Genomic DNA, 18847 nt, shown 5'->3' on the forward strand with positions numbered 1-18847 from the left:
ATGTTACAGCGCCGTGAATCGCACCCTCGGACACAACACGTTTCCCGCGCCGCCCACTCCACCTAAAAGGCGCTGCCAAGCCACGAGCGGACTTCCCTCGGCTTTTCGTCTGCCCAAAAGCAGCCTACGAACATTTCGCGGTTAAGTAGACCATCTACGACACGCGCGGCGTCAAAAACAAGCTGTCCGGAAACCAAGGCATCAGGCCTTGGCAATACACCGGTTCAGAGGGCTTCTTCAATTTTATTCGGCCGCTATTCGCCTTATCAGTGTCTCCCTCAACCAGATTCCGGCTTTACCTTGGGCGTGAGAGCGATGCCAAAGAACCTCCATGCGCATCGTGGGAAGCTCCGGGATAAAGTCCGGCCTCAACTGGGCAATTTCCCCCGCGCCAAGAGCTTCCTCCGCAAGAAACTCCGGCAGCATCGCCCAACCGTGTCCGTGCTTGACCAATTCAAGAATTGCCAAGTCGCCCTCGACCCTCCACACGTTGGAAGCTATCAGTACGTCGAAGTGATGGGGGGCGCCGCCACGCGAGGTAATCACTATTTGTCGATGCTTTATCAAGTCCGCACGGCCCACCATCTTCTTTGAGGCTAGCGGATGATCGGCTGCCACGAAGAGCGGCGCCCTGACCATGCCGATGGAACGCGTTTCTATTTCCTTGTGGGCGTGTGTCTGTTCGTATCCGATTCCGATCTGGGCCCGACCGCTCAGCAGCATGGCGACCTGGTCGTCAAGCAACGGGAACAAGAGCTCAAGCTCTACACTCGGGAAACGTTCCGCAAACGCACCCAGTATCGGTTCCAGCCACGGAAGATGCGAGGTATCGTCCACCGCCAGCGTCAATCGATGCTCGACCCCTGCCGCTATTTCTCCCGAAAGCGCCTGCAAGTTCGCACACCCTTCGATGATGCGCCTTGCATCCACCAGGAGGCGTTTCCCTTCTGCCGTCAGCGCGGGATATCGTCCGCTTCGGTCAAACAACGAAACCCCCAGGTCGGCCTCCAGATTGGCAACCGCCGTGCTGATGACGGATTGGGCCTTGCCGAGGCGCCGGGCGGCTGCCGAAAACGATCCGGTATCCGCCGCTGCATCGAATGCTTGCAGTTGTTCTATGGAGAAATTCATCTATCTGTTTTCTGGATGGAACATAACTTCAGTATATCTGCCATAGCAATTAAAGTCGCTCCGAGCAGTCAATGGAGAAAGACATGAGAACGACTTATGACCGGATTCGGCACACCGTGGGATTCGAGCTGATTGGCTTGGCCATCTGTATCCCCGTGGCAGTGCTGCTTTTCGACATACAAGCCCACCAGGCAGGGGGGCTGGCCGTGGCCGCATCGCTGATCGCAGCGGGCTGGAACTATCTCTACAACCTGGCGTTCGACAAGATCATGTCGAGTCGCCTTGGGCGCCTGGAAAAAACCTGGGGCGAACGTGTCTTTCACGCACTGGGGTTTGAAGGCGGCCTGATGCTTCTTGTCCTGCCGCTGGCGGCCTGGTGGTTATCCATCAGCCTCTGGCAGGCATTGCTCATCGACATTGGCTTCATCGTCCTCTATGTCGTGTATGCCTTCTTCTACAACCTGGCGTACGACAAGGTTTTTCCTGTGCCGAACTACTGTGCGAGTGCGAAATGACCACTCTCTGGAAGTCTGAACTCGCTTGGTTGCCGATTGAGCGAGATGATGGAGCGGACACACGCGTTCTCTCGTCGAGCGCCTGCCCGGCGGCAAGCGTTAGCCGAGCCGCCCCGCCAGCGACCCGACGATAGTGCGGCCTGAATCGTGCTGTCAGACGCTGAACTGCAGGGTGCTGTCACGCAACCTTGCAGCCAGCGAGGCCACCTCTTCGGCCGAAGCCGACGACTCCCCGGCCGCCCGGGCGCCGCGCTCGATCATTTGCGCCATGCGTTCGGTGTTCCGGGCAATCTGTTCGGCCGCCTGGCGCTGTTCGTCAAGGACATCGACAATCTCGTTGGCCGCCCGAGCCGACTGTTCGCAAATCGCCTCGATTTTCCGGATCGCCACCTCGGTCGCCGAAGCCAGCTCGGTTCCCCGCTGCGCGCGTGCCGCGGTCGCCACGACGGCTTCGTTGGTCTGGCCCGCGGCATCGCCCAGGCGAACCACCAGCTCCTCGATCTTGAACGTCGTATCCGAGGTGCGGTTGGCCAGCTTGCGCACCGCGTCGGCAACCACGGCGAAGCCCCGGCCCGCCTCCCCTGCCCGCGCCGCCTCGATGGCGGCATTGAGCGAAAGGAGGTTGGTCTGTTCGGAAATATCCTTGATCTCCTGGGCAAAACGCGAGATATCCCGCGTATGTTCCTGCAATTCGCCCATGGCCATGGTCGATGCCGTGGCCTGCTCGAAAATGCAGCCGATTTCGCTGATCGCCTGATGAATCACCTGGCCGCTGTCGACCGCCGTCTGGCGCGTCTGTTTGGCCGCATCGGCAGCGTTCCCGGCACTTCCGGCCATTGCCGCGATCGCCGTCGTCAGTTCCTGTATCGCTGCCGCGATGGTTGCCGCCGCATCGCTCTGCAGGCTCGTCGTGCTCGCCACCTCGCGCGCCGAACGTTGCAGCGCGAGCGCGTTGTCCGAGGTCACCTCGGCACCGGACTTCACGTCGGCGATCAGGCCGCGGAGCTTGTCCTGCATCCGCTCCACCGAGGCAACCAGCGAGTCGGCGGCAGCCTTTCCGGAGAGGATGCTTTGCGTCAGGTCGCCGGCCGCCACACGCGTCGTCGCCCGGACGACCGGTTCCAGCTCGCCGCCCAGGCGACGCAGGATGTGCCGCGACGACCAGACGGCAAAGCCCAGCGATATCAGCGCGCCGAGCACGCCGACGAGCAGGATGAAGGCGAGGTTTTCCCGATAGCGCGCATCGGCCACGTCGCTGGCGCGCCCGGCGCTCGACGACACCTGCCCGCTGATGGCCGCATAACAGTCGGTCAACGCTGCCATCAGCGGGGCATCCGCATCGCGAATGGCGGCATCGACCATCAGCGCATACCTGGGCATTCCCGGTTCGTTCTCTGCGAGGACTTGATCGTAAAGCTGGTTGAGTTCGCCGCCCAGCCGGCGTATCTCTACAATCCGCCCGCCTTCCGGCAGCGCCGACTGCCGGTTCTGTGCCTCCAGCGCCTCGAGTTGCTGCCAGAAACGCTGCCGCCCCACCTGGTATTCGGCCAGCCCTTTCTCGAACTCGGCCGCCATGAAATTTCGCAGCACCATGCTGTTCAGGCCGTGCTGCTGAACCTGCAACGCACTCCGGACTTCGCTGAGCAAAGCCAGGGCACGCGTGGTGGCAGCCACCTCGCTCGATACCTGGCGGACATCGCTCCGAAAGGCCGACAGGGAGGCCAGCGCCGCCGCCATCAGTAACAGGCCGAAACCACTGCCGATGATCACCATCAACAGCATGCGTGTACGAATCGACAAAACACCCTTGTGCAGCATGAAACCCCTCGCAAAACACCAAAAATAACAACACGGTACGCAGCGAATGTTTCATGCGAATGACCGGGGGAGACAAATCTGCCGCTCATTCCCGACAGGGACATCGGCAAACACAGGGATGTTGTCATGTGGCTGAAACATTAATGCAACAAAATGATGGACTTAAGGCCTATACTTCAAGAGTCACATGGAGCTTGCGCGATGAATCACCCCCACCTGAAACCCCGTTTTCCGGCCGAAAACTACTTGAACCGGGAACTTGGACTCCTGGCATTCAATCGCCGCGTTCTTGCGCAGGCCCAGGATGAACGCACGCCACTGCTCGAACGCCTGCGCTTCCTGTGCATCGTGTCCAGCAACCTCGACGAATTCTTCGAAATCCGCGTGTCCGGTCTCAAGGAGCAGATACGCGCCAATACGCCGGTCGTCACCACCGACGGCAAGACGGCCCAGGAAGCCTTCCGCCTGGTGTCGGCCGAAGCGCATGCCATGGTCAACGAGCAATACCAGCAGCTGAACGAGGTGATCCTGCCCGCGCTGGCCGAACAGGGAATCCGCTTCCTGCGCCGCTCGGGCTGGAACGAGGCGCAGCGCGAATGGATACGCGATTACTTTCATCGGGAAATGGTCCCGGTGTTGACGCCGATCGGACTCGACCCCTCGCACCCCTTCCCGCGCGTGCTCAACAAGAGCCTCAACTTCGCCGTCGAACTCGAGGGCAAGGATGCCTTCGGCCGCAGCTCCAACGCTGCCATCGTCCAGGCGCCGCGCGTCCTGCCACGCGTCATCCGGCTGCCTGAAGAACTGGCCGGCTGCGAATACGGCTTTGTCTTCCTGTCGTCGATCCTGCACGAGTTCGTCGGCGAGCTGTTCACCGGCATGACCGTGCTCGGCTGCTACCAGTTCCGCGCCACCCGCAATTCCGACCTCTTCGTCGACGAAGAAGAAGTCACCAACCTGCGCACCAAGCTGCAGGGCGAACTGCCGCAACGCCACTTCGGCAATGCCGTGCGTCTGGAGGTCGCCAACAACTGTTCGGAAGCGATGACCGAGTTCCTGCTCGCCCAGTTCGAACTCAAGCCGGTCGACCTCTACCGCGTCAACGGCCCCGTCAATCTGGTCCGCCTGATGCAGGTGCCGGACTGGGTAGACCGCGCCGACATGAAGTTCCCGCCGTTTGCCCCGGGCACTCCCAAGGGACTGAGCAAGGGCGCGAGCATTTTCGAGAACATCCGCAAGAACGACATCCTGCTGCACCACCCTTACCAGTCGTTCGCGCCGGTCATCGAGCTGCTGAGTCAGGCGGCGACCGACCCGTCGGTGGTGGCCATCAAGATGACCGTCTACCGTACCGGTACCGATTCGGTGCTGATGGAGTCGCTGATCCGCGCCGCCCAGAACGGCAAGGAAGTGACTGTCGTCGTCGAGCTGATGGCCCGTTTCGACGAGGAAGCCAACATCGGCTGGGCAACCAAGCTGGAGCAGGTCGGCGCCCATGTCGTCTATGGCGTCGTCGGCTACAAGACCCACGCCAAGGCGCTGCTCATCGTCCGTCGCGAGGAAGGCGGCCTCAAGCGCTACGCCCACCTCGGCACCGGCAACTACCACCCGCGCACCGCCCGCCTGTACACCGATTTCGGCCTGATGACGGCCAACGACGAGATCACCCGCGACGTCAGCGAGGTGTTCAAGCAGCTCACCGGCCTCGGCCAGGCGCGCACCCTCAAGCATCTCTGGCAGGCACCGTTCACGCTGCAGCAGAACGTCGTGGCCGGCATCCTGGCGGAAGCGGAAATCGCACGTACAGGCGGCAAGGCGCGCATCGTCGCCAAGATGAACTCGCTGGTCGAGCCGGAAGTCATCAACGCCATGTACCAGGCCTCGCAGGCCGGTGTCGACATCGACCTCATCGTGCGCGGCGTCTGCATGCTGCGCCCCGGCGTCAAGGGTCTGTCCGACAACATTCGCGTCCGCTCCATCATCGGCCGCTTCCTCGAACACCACCGCATCTTCTACTTCTTCGCCGGCGGCAAGGAAACGGTCTATCTGTCCAGCGCCGACTGGATGGAGCGCAACTTCTACAAGCGCATCGAGCTGGCCTTCCCCATTCTCGATACCCGGCTGAAGCGCCGCGTGATCACCGAGGGGCTGAAGTTCTATCTGGCCGACAACCAGCAAGGCTGGGAGATGAACAGCCATGGCGTCTATCAGCGCCGCCGCTCCAGCCGCAACAAACCGCACAATGCACAGGGCGAACTGATGGCAACCCTGGGAAATACCTGAGGCTGGTCAGCATATCGGGCAGGTGGCGCGTTAAGATAGTCACCTTGCCGATTGACTGCTTCGATCTCCACCCGCTTCAAATCCGATGCCCCGCACCACCTTGTATCGTTTCACCTTCCTGGCCGCGCTTCTGGCCATCGCCGGCTGCAATTCCACGCCGGCACCGGTCTACCGGATGGAAAACTTCGATGCGGAAACCCCGTACCAATACCATAGCGACCTGCCGCCGCTGGTGCTCTGCGAGTATGGCAAACGCGCCCTGCTCAGCCAGGCCTACGAGGTGGACGCCACGACACCGAGCAACATCCGCGGGTCCAAATCGTTCCAGCCGCAGACCGAAAACCTGGTGCAGCTTCGCATCACGCTAACCTGCATGGCCACCGGCCGTGACACCACGATCTACGCCAATGCCCTGCAAACCCGTTACGAACTGAAAGCGGGCGGCAGCAGCACCGGCCTGTCGGTCACCGGGCTGGGCTCGATTTCCGTCCCCTGGCCCACGGACAAGAATTCCCTGGTCAAGGTCGGCGAGGAAACCATTGCCGATGCCGAGTTTTATCGCCGGCTTTTCGTGCTGATCGAGAATCTGGCCGAGTAGGCTCGGTTCCGGCAGGTTCTTCCGGTTATATTGAGCGGGCAAAAAAACCCATTCGATTCCTCACGCTCACCGTCCTGCCCCATGAATCCACTGCGCATATTGCTTGTCGACGACAGTCTGTCGGTCGGTGAATACATCAGCAGCCTGCTCCGCAGCAACGGCCACACGGTGACCCACGTCCGCAGCGGTGAAAAGGCGGTTGCCGCTTTTCAGGAGTCGCCGCCGGAACTCATCCTGATGGATATCGAGATGCCCGGCATGGGTGGTCTTGAAGCGATCAGGCAAATACGGAAGGTCCTGCTGCCGGTCCGCATTCCCATCATCGTCGTCACCAGCCATGCGGACCAAACCAGCCTGCTCGACAGCTTCATGGCCGGCGCCGACGATTACCTGACCAAGCCGCTCGACCCCCTGCAGCTCGATGTCCGCATCCAGGCCATGATGCGGATCGTCTCGGCCCAGCGCTCCACCGCGGCGATGATCGACAGCGCGATGGAGGGTATCGTCCGTATCGATCGCGTCGGCCGCATCACGGCTTTCAACAAGGCCGCCGAAGGCATCTTCGGCTATACCCTGAACGAAGTCCTGGGGCAAAACGTCAAGATGCTGATGCCCAGCCCCGAGCGGGACAAGCACGACGAATACATGGGTAACTACGCAGCAACCGGCGAGCACAAGATCATCGGCACCAGCCGCGAGGTTGTCGGGCTACGCAAAAACGGCGAAACCTTTCCGATGCATCTGGGCGTTACCGAGGCCGAAACGCCCGACGACCGTTTCTTCATCGGCATGGTGCGCGACCTCACGGTCGAGAAGGCCCTGCGTAGCAAGCTCGCCGAAAGCAGGAACTTCCTGGCCGATGTGATCGAGAACAGCCCAGCCGCCACCTACGTCAAGAATCGTGAAGGCCGCTACCTGCTGGTCAATCGCATGTACGAGGAGGTCACTGGCCTGTCGCGCGCCCAAACGCTCGGCAAGACCGATGCCGACATATTCCCGGCCACCATGGCCGAATCCTACCGCCAGGTCGACAAGGAAGTCATGGCCACCGGCCGCACCATCGAAGCCGAGGAAGCCCTGGTCGACGCGCGAGGCGAAACCTGCTTCCTGTCGATCAAATTTCCGACCCGCAACACGGCCGGTGAAATCACCGGCATCTGCGGGATTTCCACCGACATCACGCAGATCAAGCACTACCAGAAGGAACTCGAACGCCTGTCCCGCTTCGACGAATTGACCAATCTGTACAACCGTCGGCATTTCATGACCCTGGCCCGGCACGAATTGAACCGCGGCAAGCGCTATGGCGGCAAGATCTCGGTCATGATGATCGACATCGATCATTTCAAGCGGGTCAACGACAATCACGGGCATCGGACCGGCGATATCGTGCTCGCCGCCATCGCCAGCCAGATCAGCCAGGCTTTGCGCGATACCGATATCGCCGGGCGCCTGGGTGGCGAGGAGTTTTCCGTCGTCCTGCCGGAGACCGAACTGGGCAACGCCATCCTGGTTGCCGAACGGCTGCGCCAGCAAGTTGCCGCCGGTGCCATCGACATCGGCAGCGGCAATACGCTGAACTGCACGCTGTCAATCGGGGTTGCCGACTGGACCGACAAGACCGAGGATGTTGAAAAATTGCTGCACCGGGCCGACCAGGCGCTTTACGAGGCCAAGAACAGCGGCCGCAACAAGGTGGTCAGCGCCGGCTTCGATCGTCCGGAGTAAGGAACAGGCCGACGCCGAGCGCAATCAATGCCAGCGGCCACCATTTCCGGATCAGGGCCACCAGGTCGAGTTCGAACAGATCGAGATTGACGCCCAGCGCGACAAGGCCGATGACGATCAGGGCGATGGCGGCAAAATGGCCTTTCATGCGAGCACTCCGGTAATCAGGCGCGACGCACGCCGACAACGCCTTCGACTTCATGGATCAGCGTCAGCGTACGCTGCAACTGCTGCAGGTTGGTGATCTCGACCGTAAAGCTCATGTGCGCCTTGCCCTGCTTCGACTGGGTGTTGACGCCCACGACGTTGAGCTTCTCACGAGTGAAGATTTCCGAAATGTCGCGCAACAGGCCCTGGCGGTCATGGGCATCGACGATGATGTCGCAGGCGAATACACCCGTCGTCTGCACGCCCCAGTCGGTCTCGATCACACGCTCCGGATGCAGTGCCGCCAGGTTGGCGAAATTGGGGCAATCCATGCGGTGGATGGAAATGCCCTTGCCACGCGTGATGAAACCCTGAATTTCGTCCGGCGGTGCCGGCTTGCAGCAGCGCGCCAGTTGCGTCAGCAGCTTGTCGACCCCGACGATCAGGATGCCCTGGTTGCCTTCCACCGGCTTGGCCGGTTTGGTCACGACCTCATCCGGCAACTGCGTTTCGGCCAGCAGGTCGCCCCCCTTGGCCACCGACTGGAACTGGCGCTGATTAAGGTCGCCACGCGCCGCCGCAATATAGAGGTCGTCGGACTTGGCAAAACCCAGCTTGTGGGCCAGTTCCTCGATGTTCGCCCCGGTCTGCCCGGCGCGCTGCAATTCCTTGGCGATGATGCCGCGCCCTTCGGCCAGCGTTTCCTCCAGCGCCAGGTTGGAGAACCAGGAGCGCACCTTGACCCGGGCGCTCTTGGTATGGATGTAACCGAGGGACGGATTCAGCCAGTCGCGCGAAGGTCCGCCATGCTTGGCGGTGACGATCTCGACTTCCTGCCCGGTTTCCAGCGCCGTGTTGAGCGGTACCAGCTGGCCGCCGACCTTGGCGCCCCGGCAACGGTGGCCGAGGTCGGTATGCACGCGATAGGCGAAATCGACCGGCGTCGACCCGGCCGGCAGGTCGACCACCTTGCCCTGCGGCGTGATGACGTAGATGGTCTCGTCAAGCGCCGCCTGCTTGTAGTGCTTGACCCAGTCCGAGCTGTCGGCGACTTCGTCCTTCCAGGTCAGGAGCTGGCGCAGCCAGGCGATCTTCTCGTCGTAGTCGTCCTCGTGCGTGCGCTTGCTGCCTTCCTTGTAGCGCCAGTGCGCGGCGACGCCGAGTTCGGCATGCTTGTGCATGTCCCAGGTGCGGATCTGGATTTCCAGGCTGCGCCCGTCCGGACAGCGCACCGCGGTATGCAGCGAACGGTAGTAGTTGCCCTTGGGATTGGAGATGTAATCGTCGAATTCCTTGGGAATCGGCAGCCACAGGTTATGCACGATGCCCAGCGCGGTGTAACAGTCCTTCAGGTCGTCGACGATGATGCGCAGTGCTCGCACGTCGTACACTTCGGAGAATTCGACGCCTTTCTTGCGCATCTTGTTCCAGATGCTGTAGATGTGCTTCGGCCGCCCGTAGATCTCGGCGCCCTTGACCCCGGCGGCTTCCAGCTCGCCGCGTACCTTCGCCACCGCATCGACGATGAACTGCTCGCGCTCGCTGCGCTTCTCGTCGAGCATCTTGGCGATTTTCTTGTACGTTTCCGGGTGAATGAAGCGGAAGGAGAGGTCCTCCAGTTCCCATTTCAACTCCCAGACGCCCAGGCGATTGGCCAATGGCGAGTACAACTCAAGGGTTTCGCGCGCCACCTGCACGCGCAAGTCATCCGGATTCGCCGCGTAGAAGCGCAGCGTTTGCGTCCGGCTGGCCAGGCGCAGCAGCACGACGCGGATATCCTCGACCATGGCCAGCAGCATCTTGCGCAGCACTTCCACCTGCGCCTTCATCTCGACCGGATTGACCTCGCCGGCCTCGATGTTGGTCGCGACGAAGCCCTTGGTGATCGGCCGCAAGCGGTTCAGGCGCGAGATGCCGTGCACCAGATGCGCCGCCGGCTTGCCGAAACGTTCCTCGATCCGCGCGATGCCATGTTCGTCGTGCGACGGAATGGCGAAAAGTACGGCGGCAATGCGCGACTCGGCATCGAGCTTGAGGCCGGCGATGATGACCGCCATCCCCAGCGCATGCGACCAGATGCGCTCACCGCTGCCCAGGGTACGGTCGCCGTAGGTCTCCCAGGCATACTCGACTGCCCGCTTCAGGCGATCGGCGTCAACCGCGGGAAGCCCCTCGGCCAGGGTGGCGAGGAACTGCTCAAAGTCGCTCAGTGCGGCGACGGAATGGACGACTGAAACCATGGTGCAACATTATAAGACCGATCCCTGGACTGACCATGCCGGGATGCATACATTTGCGCTCGTGGCAGAGCGCCCGGATCGGTTTCACTGCCTTCAGGCATAATCCGCCGACCATGCAAAAACTGTTCGCCAACCCTTACCTGCTTCTCACCCTGACCGTGCTGTTCTGGTCGGGCAATATGGTTGTCGGCCGCGGCGCGCGCGGCGATATTCCGCCGCTGACCTTCGCTTTCTGGCGCTGGATGATCGCCTTCATGCTGATCGCCCCGCTGGCATACCCCCATCTCAAGACGCAGTGGCCCCTGCTCAAGCAAGGCTGGAAGCCCCTGCTCGTCCTGGGCATCCTCGGCGTGGGCGGCTACAACACCTTCGCCTACCTGGCCCTGCAGAACACCACGGCCACCAACGCCGCGCTGCTCAACTCCTTCGTCCCCATCGCGACCATTGCCATTTCATGGGCCTTCCTGGGCAAGCACCTGCGCCCGGCGCAGGCTGTCGGTGTGCTCGTTTCCCTCACCGGCGCGCTGACCATCGTCTCGCGCGGCGACCCGGGCGTGCTCGCCCATCTCAATCTCAACATCGGCGATGTCTGGATGCTGGTCGCCGTGCTCGACTGGGCCATCTACACCGTCGCCCTCGCCTGGCGGCCGGCCGGTGTGCACCCCATGCTGATGCTCGGCAGCACGGTGGCGATCGGCCTCGCCGCGCTCGCGCCGGCCTATGCGTGGGAATTGTGGCAAGGCAGGCAGCTCAACGTGAATTGGGCCTCGCTGTCGGCGCTGGCCTATGTCGGCATCTTTCCCAGCTTCGTCGGCTACATTTTCTACAACAAGGGGGTGGCGGACGTCGGCGCCAACAAGGCCAGCCTGTTCATCCACCTGATGCCGGTTTTCGGAACCCTCCTTTCCTTCCTGTTCCTCGGCGAAATCCCGCTGTGGTTCCACTATCTCGGGATCGGCTTGATCTTCACCGGGATTTGGCTGACCATGAAACGATGATCGGATTGCTCGACAAGCTGCGTGGCCGGAAACACCGCCGTATTCCCGACAACCTGTGGGTGGCGATCGTCACGTCGATGCCTTTCCTTGAAGTTCTCAGCACGGCCGAGCAGGCACAGCTGAAGGAAATGGCCGAAGCCTTTCTCGGCAGCAAGGAGTTCAGCAGCGCGGGCGGTCTCGAACTGACCGACGAAATCTACGTCTCGATCGCCGCCCAGGGCTGCCTGCCCATCCTCAAGCTGGGCCTGGGCGCCTACCGCGACTGGGTGGGCATCATCGTCTATCCCGACGAATTCGTCGTTCGCCGCCATATCGAGGATGAAAGCGGCGTCGTGCACGAGTACGACGACGTGCTGGCCGGCGAAGCCTGGGAGGGCGGCCCGCTGATCGTTTCCTGGCACGACGTGAAGATGGCCGGCGACGGCTACAACGTGGTCATCCACGAATTTGCCCACAAGCTCGACATGCTCAACGGCGACGCCGACGGCATGCCGGCGCTGCACAGCGGGATCGACGAAGACGAGTGGCGCGAGACCTTCCTGGCCGCCTACGACGACTTCTGCCGGCGCGTGGACAGCGGCGATGACACGCTCATCGACCCCTATGCCAGCGACAGTCCCGGGGAGTTCTTCGCCGTGCTGTCGGAAAGCTTCTTCGAATTGCCGGATGTCGTCGCCGAGGAATACCCGGCGCTCTACGACCTCTTCCGGCGCTACTACCGTCAGGACCCGCTGGCACGCCTGATGAAGGCATCGAGCGCGTCAAGCACCGCCGATTCCTGATCGCGCTGCGGCGAGTGGCCGCAACGGGCCAGTTTCAGGAGCTGCGTGTCGGGCACGGCCTCGGCGATAGCCTCGATCTGGCGCATCGTCGCGTACTCGTCGTCTTCGCCCTGGATGGCGAGCACCGGGCAACGGATGCGCGGCAGATAGTCCTCGATGTTCCAGTCGAGGAAAGCCGGGGACAGCCAGCAATCGTTCCAGTCGCAGAAGACGCGCTGCGGATCGCGGTGATATCGCCCCAGCTTGTGCGGCCAGTCGGTTTCCTCCCACACCCGGCGCGCGGCGCGGATACCGGCCAGCGTTTCCTCCTCGACGAACTCGTGCGGCGCCATGACGGCGATGCCGCACGGCACCTCGGGAAAGGCCCCGGCAAAAATCAACGCGATGCTGCCGCCATCGCTATGACCGACCAGAAAGGGACGCTCGACACCCAGGGCTGCGATGAAGGCCGGCAACATGTCCTCGCCCTCGCGATGCATGTAGCGCGGAGAGCGTGCATCCGGGTACGGCTCGGAACCGCCGTAGCCGGCCCGCGACCAGACGATGACCCGGCAACCCGTCCGGGCCGCGAGTTTCTCCGGAAAATGCCGCCACATGCTGACGCTGCCCAAACCCTCATGCAGCAGCAACAAGGGCGGACGATCCGGCTGGGTGGCAGGGTAATCGCGATATTCGAGTTTCAGGCCTTTGACGGTTATATGCTTCATGCGCTCAACAGAAAATCACGGACGACGCTGATCTGGTCATCCGATTGGAACATCGGGGCATGGCCGACCCCGGAAATTTCAGCCAGGCGCGCGCACGGCCCGCGCGTCTCCATGCGTTGCCAGGTGTCGCGCGTCAGCAAATCCGAAAGAGCCCCCCGGATTGCCATTGTCGGGCAGGCGATCAGGTCGTAAACCGGCCACAGGTCGATATCCTTGTCGACGAAAGCCGCCCGGAACGGTTCGGCAATGCGCGGATCGTAGCGGAAGGCCCAGCGCCCGTCCGGGCGTTGCAGCACGCTTGTTTCTGCCAGGTGATACCACTGCGCCTCGGTCAACTCGCCAAAAGGCTGGCTGACGAACCTGACGTAGGCCAGCGCCTCGTCGAAGCTTGCCCAATCGGGATCGGTCCCGACATAGGTGGCAATGCGCTGCAGCGACTCGACGGTAATCAGCGGCCCGACATCGTTGAGAACCAGCTTGTGGATCGGGGTCCCATCCTGGGCGGCCAGCGCCATGCCGATCAGGCCGCCCATCGACGTTCCGACCCAATGCACGCTATCGACATTGAGCCGGGCAATCAACGTCACCATGTCGGCCACGTACTGCGGGATGGCGTAGCCGGCCGGGTCGCGCAGACGGCCGCTGCGGCCGCGGCCGACCACATCGGGGCAGATCACGCGGTAATGTGCGGACATCGCCTCGGCCAGTGCATCGAAATCCCGCCCGTTGCGGGTCAGCCCATGAACGCAGACCAGCACGCGCGGATTGTCGCGGGCGCCCCACTCCGTATAGGCCATCCGGTGCAGCCCCGACGGCCCGATACATTGCACGGTTCGTTGTGTGAATTGCATAGCCACACCTCCTCCATCGGAAATGTATCACCGGCCGTGCCAATAGCGACGATGTTCTTGCCGCCAGGCCGAAACCGACACCCCCTTCTCGCCCATGACCACGCGCAATGCGCCGTCCCGGTCGGTGCGCCAGATGCGCGCCCCGCGCTCCTCGTAGCGTCCGAGTACCTCTGGCTTGGGATGGCCGAATCGATTGCGGTAGCCGACCGGAACGATCACCTGCTCCGCCCCGACCGCCTTGAGGAATGCCGGCGTCGACGAAGTCTTCGAAGCGTGGTGCGGAACCAGGGCGACCTCCGCACCCAGGCTGTCAGGATAACGGGCCAGCAGCGCCGCCTCGTCGGCGGCTTCGATATCGGAGGTCAGCAACATGCGCCGACCGCCCGCCTCGATGCGCAACACGCACGACAGATGATTGGGCTTGGCGTCGGTCGCATACGCTTCCACCACCGGATGCATGACTTCGAAACCGACGCCGTCCCACGCCCAGCGCTGGCCGGCCACGCAACGCCCGCCCTGGCTGCCGGCAATCGATGAGCTAACCTGTTCGACGGAGAGCGCCGACAAGACCGAGGCCGCTCCGCCCGAATGATCGGTATCGCTGTGCGTCACCATCAGGGTATCGATCCGGGAAATCCCCTGCGCCCGCAGGTAGGGCACCACGACCCGCTGGCCGGCATCCGATTCGGCACTGTACAGGGGCCCCGGATCGTAGATCAGGGTGTGCTCCCGAGTCCTGACCACGCTGGCCAGCCCCTGCCCAACATCGAGCACGCTCACCCAGGCTTCGCCGGTTGCCGGTTTGTCGACCGGCCAGAACATGGCCGGCACGAGCAACATGCCCCCCAGCCAACGACCGGGCACGCCGCGCGGCAGGAGACAGATCGCCACCCCCAGACCGGCGGCGGCCGCAGCCCAGACAGGTGGCGCAGGCGCCGCCCAAACCGGCCATCCGGCACACCACGCCAGAAAAACCATCAACCATGCCAGCACCTGGTGCGCCAGCGCGAGTATCGGCCACCAGGGGATCACCGCGGCCAGCAGGGCCAGCGGCGTCACCACGAAGCTGACGACCGGGATGGCGAGCGCATTGGCCAACGGCGAGACCAGCGAAAATTGCTGGAAGACCAGGAGCAGCACGGGCAGCGAAGCCAAGGTCGCCGCCCATTGGACGATTCCCCAGCTACGCAGCCTGTCCCGCCAGCCACGCAACTCGCCGATCTGCGCCGAACCCACATAGAGCAGTGCGCCAACGGCGCCGAAAGAAAGCCAGAATCCGGCCGCCAGGACCGCCCAAGGATCGATGATAACGACGACCAGCAGCGCCAGGGCCAGTATGCGGCTCGCCGCGACGATGCGCCCGGAGAACATCGCCAATCCGGCCACCATCAGCATGTAGAGGGTGCGCTGGGCGGGTACCGCAAAACCGGCCAGCAAGGCATAGACCAGGGCCGCCAGGCAGCCGGCCAGCAACCCCGCCTTCTGCGCCGGCCAGCGCAGGGCCAGGGCGGGAAGACGGCGCCAGCCGAAAGACACCAGCCAACCGACCATGGCCGCCACCATGGTCACATGCAAGCCGCTGATCGACATCAGATGCGTCGTTCCGGTCCGGTTGAACGTCGTCCACAAATCCCCCTGGACAGCTTTCTGGTCGCCTACCGCCAGGGCAACCAGAACACCGGTGAAGGGATAGGCCGCCTCGGGAAGCATGCGCTCAAACGAATCGCGCACCGACTGGCGAAACCGTTCGACGACGTAACCGGGGGACCACACCATCCCGGCCAGGCGTTGCGGCGGATTGGCGCGGATATAGCCGGTGGCGCGAATGTTCCGTTCCAGCAGCCAGGCCTCGTAGTCGAACACGCCCGGGTTGGCATTGCCATGCGGGCGCTTGAGACGCACGGTGAACCGCCAGCGTTCGCCGGCGCGCAGGGCGGGCGGCTCGTCGGCCTCGCCGGCTTGCCGACCCCGGTACCAGGAAAGCATGATCCTGCCCGGAACAATTGCGCCCGCCTGGACGTCGGACACATCGAACGCGAAGCGCGTGCCGCCGGCAAACGCCTGCGGCAACCCGGCAACGATGCCGACCACGTCGATATCGCGCCCTTCCCATTCCGCGCCCAGTTGATCGGCCAGCCGGGTTTCGGCCCGCCATCCGGCCCAAGAGATTCCGATGGCGGCACAGGCCAGCAAGGTCAGTAGCCGTACGGGCCGGTTCCGCCAGAGCAGGCCGGGCAGCGCCAAGAGCAAGCCGGCGGCCAGCCAGGGCTCCCATCCCGGGAGTGTCGGCTGCAACTGCAGGCAGAGGATACCGGCGGCGAAGGCGAGAATATTCAGGCGCATACCGCAATATTCAGGGAAACCCCGATTATCCGCCAGTCATATTCCCGCACCGGAAAGCAGGGCACGCACGCCAGTATTGTCCGGCCGGCTTATCCGGGATAATGAGGGCATGCGCCGCTATCTGAAAAAATACCTCCCCGACCACGAAACGATCCGCAACAACCCGTGGCTGCGGCCTTTCGCCTCGTCGCTGCTGCACCCGCGACTGTGGCACCTGAACCGCCATTCGGCTGCCGGCGCGGTTGCCGCCGGGCTGTTTTGCGGCCTCATTCCCGGGCCGCTGCAGATGGTCGGCGCGGCGGCATGCGCCCTGGTCTTTCGGGTCAACCTGCCGCTGGCCATGCTGGTCACCCTGTACACCAATCCGTTCACCATCGTGCCGCTTTATCTGGTGGCGTATCAGATCGGCCGAGCGACCATCGGGGAAAGCAACGGTTTCGTGGCGCCGCCCAATTTCGACGCGACGAATTTCATCGGATGGACCACCGCCATGCAAGAGTGGATGTTGGCTGCCGCCAAACCGCTTGGTATCGGCCTGATCCTGCTGGCCTGCGGGCTGGCCGTGGCGGGGTATTTCGCCACGCAGGCAGCGTGGCGGGTATGGCTGATCGCCGCCTGGCGGCGGCGTAAGACGATCAGGTCTTGAAACGGGCGATTGCGCTGGTCAGCGCATGAGCCAGGTTGCGCAGCGTCTCTGCCGTTTGAGCGTTGCCGGCAACGGCCACATTGTTTTCCTCGGCCATCTGCGCAATCCGTTCGACGCTCTGGGCAATTTCGGTGCTTGCCGCTGTCTGTTCGCGCAGGGCGACCGAAATTTCCGAGACGGCCTCCAGAACCTGGCGCGACTGCAGCTGTACCTGACCGATGGCTTCACCCGCCAGTTCCGCCTGATGCACGCCTTCGGCGACACGCCCGACGCCCTCCTTCATGCTCGACACGGCCGTTGCCGTACCGGACTGGATGGCGCCGATCATGCCCGAAATTTCCTGCGTCGACTTGGCAGTCCGCTCGGCCAGCTTGCGTACTTCGTCGGCCACGACGGCAAACCCACGGCCGGATTCGCCGGCGCGCGCTGCCTCGATGGCCGCATTGAGCGCCAGCAGGTTGGTCTGATCGGCGATTTCCTTGATGGTGTCGACAATGGCGGAAATCTGCCCCGACTGCTGACCCAGCGCCTCGACCGCCGCCGCCGACTGGTTGACCGTCTGGGCGATGGCCTGGATTTCATTGACCACGGCATTCACGATCCGTCCGCCTTCCGCCGCCACCTCGTCCGAACGACGCGAGAATTCCTGGGCGTCCTGGGCATTCTTGGCAATGTGGTCGATGCCCACTGTCGTTTCCTCGACTGCGGCGGCCATGCTCGACGCCGAATCGCTCTGCGCCGAACTGCTGGCCGATATCTGCTGGCTTGACGATGCGACCTGCTCCGAAGCGTCGTTGATCCGCCGAACGTCGCCTTGCACTCCACCCAGCAAGGCCCGGAACGAAGCGGCCATGTCGTTGAAGTCCTTGCCGGCCGCATGCAGTTCGTCGGCGCCATGATTGTCGAAATCGACGGTCAGGTCGCCATCGGCAAGACGCCGTGCGCCCTGCGAAAAATTGTGAACGCTGTTGATGACCGAGAAATAGGTTCCGATGGCCAGATACCCGACGATCAGCACCACCAGGATGGCAATGCCGAAATTGAAGGTGATCACCCGCTTCGCCTCATCGATACGCTTCTCAAGCTGGTGTTCGAATTGCTGGATCAGCGTGTCGTACATCACCTTGTAGCCGAGATCGATGATTTGAGTGACCTGATCGAAATAGACCTGCGACGGCGTCTCGAATTTTTCGCTCAGGACGTCAGCGCGCACCAGGTCAAAAATCCGCTCGGCACCGTCGGAAAACTCCTTGGCAGGCGCTGCCAGGGAACTCTGCAGGGTCGGGGCATAACGCAGAACCTTCTCGACGTTGGTATTCTGCGCCTGTAGCGTTCCCGACATCTGGGCGAGTTGCGAAGCAATATCGACGCGCATCTGCGGCGTCAGCTCCTTCTTGGCCAGCACGCCTGTGCCGCGAGCCCGCGTAACGCCCAGCAGTTCCAGAACGGCGGGCATCTTGGAGACGATGGTATCCATGAAGTAGTAGGTATCCATCGCCGGGTCGAGCGTCATTTCGGTTTCGTCGGCAACATCGACCATGAAGCGCAGCATCTTGGCCACCATTTGCGAATGGCGCTTGATGTTGTCCGCCGCCGCCCAGGTCAAGCCTTGCGAGCGAATGTCCTCCCAATCCTGACGAATCGCCTTCCAGGCCTGGCTCTCGCGCAATGTGGGCGACAGCGAGGCTTCGACGGCAGCCAGCGCTTCGACGACCTCTTTTTCCTTGGCCGCCCGTTTGTCCTTCATCGCCTCGTTGCCGCTCAGGACACCCGACGACAAACCACGGTGTTGCTGCGCGAACTGCGTCATGCGGTTCAAGGGCTTGATCATCTGCAAGCCTTCTAGTTCGTGACGAGCGGTCACGATATCCCGATTGAGGGACACAAACACCGAGTAGAGCAGTACCGTGACTACAACCCCCACCGCGGCGCCGAGCAACATGAACTTGCTGCGATAGCGAAGCTTGTTCATCAAGCCAAGAGCAGGCGAAAAAAGTGCTTGCATTTCCATACTCCTCAATAGACGGCCCGCATAGTCAATTTTAATAAATTACTGCGAT

Annotated in this window: 15 protein-coding genes; 7 read left to right on the forward strand and 8 right to left on the reverse strand. The window is 62.6% G+C overall.

Features of this window, described 5'->3' with window-relative positions; all coding sequences use genetic code 11:
- Positions 1–243 precede the first annotated feature (243 nt).
- On the reverse strand, positions 244–1131 hold the full coding sequence (locus F1002_RS16375) for a LysR family transcriptional regulator (protein WP_150430111.1): 888 nt from the start codon (positions 1129–1131) through the stop codon (positions 244–246).
- Positions 1132–1214: 83 nt separating this feature from the next.
- Between F1002_RS16375 and F1002_RS16380 the strand changes: the two genes are divergently transcribed.
- A complete protein-coding gene (locus F1002_RS16380) occupies positions 1215–1646 on the forward strand; it encodes a PACE efflux transporter (protein WP_150430112.1) in 432 nt (143 codons plus the stop codon).
- A gap of 153 nt (positions 1647–1799) precedes the next feature.
- Here F1002_RS16380 and F1002_RS16385 read toward each other — a convergent pair whose 3' ends face one another.
- Positions 1800–3464 carry a methyl-accepting chemotaxis protein gene (locus tag F1002_RS16385; RefSeq protein ID WP_150430113.1) on the reverse strand — a complete coding sequence of 555 codons (1665 nt, stop codon included), beginning with the start codon at positions 3462–3464 and terminating at the stop codon, positions 1800–1802.
- Positions 3465–3665: 201 nt separating this feature from the next.
- Between F1002_RS16385 and ppk1 the strand changes: the two genes are divergently transcribed.
- The 3 genes from ppk1 (at position 3666) to F1002_RS16400 (ending at position 8073) form a co-directional block, all read left to right on the forward strand.
- Complete coding sequence (ppk1, locus tag F1002_RS16390) at positions 3666–5747, forward strand: polyphosphate kinase 1 (protein ID WP_150430114.1); 2082 nt, start codon at positions 3666–3668, stop codon at positions 5745–5747.
- Between the two features lie 85 nt (positions 5748–5832).
- On the forward strand, positions 5833–6345 hold the full coding sequence (locus F1002_RS16395; RefSeq protein ID WP_150430115.1) for a DUF2242 domain-containing protein: 513 nt from the start codon (positions 5833–5835) through the stop codon (positions 6343–6345).
- A gap of 81 nt (positions 6346–6426) precedes the next feature.
- Positions 6427–8073 carry a diguanylate cyclase gene (locus tag F1002_RS16400; protein ID WP_150430116.1) on the forward strand — a complete coding sequence of 549 codons (1647 nt, stop codon included), beginning with the start codon at positions 6427–6429 and terminating at the stop codon, positions 8071–8073.
- On the opposite strand, the gene F1002_RS21045 is transcribed toward F1002_RS16400, so the two are convergent.
- Positions 8045–8221 carry a LiaI-LiaF-like domain-containing protein gene (locus F1002_RS21045; RefSeq protein WP_191090440.1) on the reverse strand — a complete coding sequence of 59 codons (177 nt, stop codon included), beginning with the start codon at positions 8219–8221 and terminating at the stop codon, positions 8045–8047. The two genes, F1002_RS16400 and F1002_RS21045, sit on opposite strands and share 29 nt — an antisense overlap.
- A 16-nt stretch (positions 8222–8237) precedes the next feature.
- Positions 8238–10460 carry a bifunctional (p)ppGpp synthetase/guanosine-3',5'-bis(diphosphate) 3'-pyrophosphohydrolase gene (locus F1002_RS16405; RefSeq protein WP_150430117.1) on the reverse strand — a complete coding sequence of 741 codons (2223 nt, stop codon included), beginning with the start codon at positions 10458–10460 and terminating at the stop codon, positions 8238–8240.
- Positions 10461–10573: 113 nt separating this feature from the next.
- Between F1002_RS16405 and F1002_RS16410 the strand changes: the two genes are divergently transcribed.
- Entirely contained in the window at positions 10574–11458 is an 885-nt protein-coding gene (locus F1002_RS16410; protein ID WP_150430118.1) for a DMT family transporter, read from the forward strand.
- Positions 11455–12240 (forward strand): zinc-dependent peptidase, encoded by a 786-nt coding sequence (locus F1002_RS16415; protein WP_150430119.1) that lies wholly within the window; start codon positions 11455–11457, stop codon positions 12238–12240. Before F1002_RS16410 ends, F1002_RS16415 begins: the two co-directional genes overlap by 4 nt.
- Here the strand turns inward: F1002_RS16415 and F1002_RS16420 are convergent.
- From F1002_RS16420 to F1002_RS16430, 3 genes are read right to left on the reverse strand one after another with little or no spacing between them, the layout of a single operon-like run.
- A complete protein-coding gene (locus tag F1002_RS16420) occupies positions 12180–12947 on the reverse strand; it encodes an alpha/beta fold hydrolase (RefSeq protein ID WP_150430120.1) in 768 nt (255 codons plus the stop codon). The genes F1002_RS16415 and F1002_RS16420 overlap by 61 nt on opposite strands.
- On the reverse strand, positions 12944–13798 hold the full coding sequence (locus tag F1002_RS16425; RefSeq protein WP_150430121.1) for an alpha/beta fold hydrolase: 855 nt from the start codon (positions 13796–13798) through the stop codon (positions 12944–12946). The genes F1002_RS16420 and F1002_RS16425 overlap by 4 nt, the downstream gene beginning before the upstream one ends.
- Positions 13799–13825: 27 nt before the next feature.
- The gene (locus F1002_RS16430; RefSeq protein ID WP_150430122.1) at positions 13826–16141 is read right to left on the reverse strand and encodes a DNA internalization-related competence protein ComEC/Rec2; all 2316 of its coding nucleotides are present in this window, start codon (positions 16139–16141) and stop codon (positions 13826–13828) included.
- A gap of 109 nt (positions 16142–16250) precedes the next feature.
- Here F1002_RS16430 and F1002_RS16435 point away from each other — a divergent pair, with 109 nt between their 5' ends.
- A complete protein-coding gene (locus F1002_RS16435; protein ID WP_150430123.1) occupies positions 16251–16787 on the forward strand; it encodes a DUF2062 domain-containing protein in 537 nt (178 codons plus the stop codon).
- Here the strand turns inward: F1002_RS16435 and F1002_RS16440 are convergent.
- The gene (locus F1002_RS16440; protein WP_191090441.1) at positions 16777–18792 is read right to left on the reverse strand and encodes a methyl-accepting chemotaxis protein; all 2016 of its coding nucleotides are present in this window, start codon (positions 18790–18792) and stop codon (positions 16777–16779) included. The two genes, F1002_RS16435 and F1002_RS16440, sit on opposite strands and share 11 nt — an antisense overlap.
- Between the last annotated feature and the right edge of the window lie 55 nt (positions 18793–18847).

It is taken from the genome of Dechloromonas sp. CZR5 (assembly GCF_008711155.1).
In the GTDB taxonomy this organism is placed as follows: Bacteria; Pseudomonadota; Gammaproteobacteria; order Burkholderiales; family Rhodocyclaceae; genus Azonexus.

Bases quoted from the DNA above. Each gene is read 5' to 3' on its own strand.
- F1002_RS16415 (WP_150430119.1), top strand. From the start codon at position 11,455: ATGATCGGATTGCTCGACAAGCTGCGTGGCCGGAAACACCGCCGTATT.
- F1002_RS16430 (WP_150430122.1), bottom strand. From the start codon at position 16,141: ATGCGCCTGAATATTCTCGCCTTCGCCGCCGGTATCCTCTGCCTGCAG.
- ppk1 (WP_150430114.1), top strand. From the start codon at position 3,666: ATGAATCACCCCCACCTGAAACCCCGTTTTCCGGCCGAAAACTACTTG.
- F1002_RS16380 (WP_150430112.1), top strand. From the start codon at position 1,215: ATGAGAACGACTTATGACCGGATTCGGCACACCGTGGGATTCGAGCTG.
- F1002_RS16425 (WP_150430121.1), bottom strand. From the start codon at position 13,798: ATGCAATTCACACAACGAACCGTGCAATGTATCGGGCCGTCGGGGCTG.
- F1002_RS16420 (WP_150430120.1), bottom strand. From the start codon at position 12,947: ATGAAGCATATAACCGTCAAAGGCCTGAAACTCGAATATCGCGATTAC.
- F1002_RS16435 (WP_150430123.1), top strand. From the start codon at position 16,251: ATGCGCCGCTATCTGAAAAAATACCTCCCCGACCACGAAACGATCCGC.
- F1002_RS16400 (WP_150430116.1), top strand. From the start codon at position 6,427: ATGAATCCACTGCGCATATTGCTTGTCGACGACAGTCTGTCGGTCGGT.
- F1002_RS16395 (WP_150430115.1), top strand. From the start codon at position 5,833: ATGCCCCGCACCACCTTGTATCGTTTCACCTTCCTGGCCGCGCTTCTG.
- F1002_RS16375 (WP_150430111.1), bottom strand. From the start codon at position 1,131: ATGAATTTCTCCATAGAACAACTGCAAGCATTCGATGCAGCGGCGGAT.
- F1002_RS21045 (WP_191090440.1), bottom strand. From the start codon at position 8,221: ATGAAAGGCCATTTTGCCGCCATCGCCCTGATCGTCATCGGCCTTGTC.
- F1002_RS16440 (WP_191090441.1), bottom strand. From the start codon at position 18,792: ATGCAAGCACTTTTTTCGCCTGCTCTTGGCTTGATGAACAAGCTTCGC.
- F1002_RS16410 (WP_150430118.1), top strand. From the start codon at position 10,574: ATGCAAAAACTGTTCGCCAACCCTTACCTGCTTCTCACCCTGACCGTG.
- F1002_RS16405 (WP_150430117.1), bottom strand. From the start codon at position 10,460: ATGGTTTCAGTCGTCCATTCCGTCGCCGCACTGAGCGACTTTGAGCAG.
- F1002_RS16385 (WP_150430113.1), bottom strand. From the start codon at position 3,464: ATGCTGCACAAGGGTGTTTTGTCGATTCGTACACGCATGCTGTTGATG.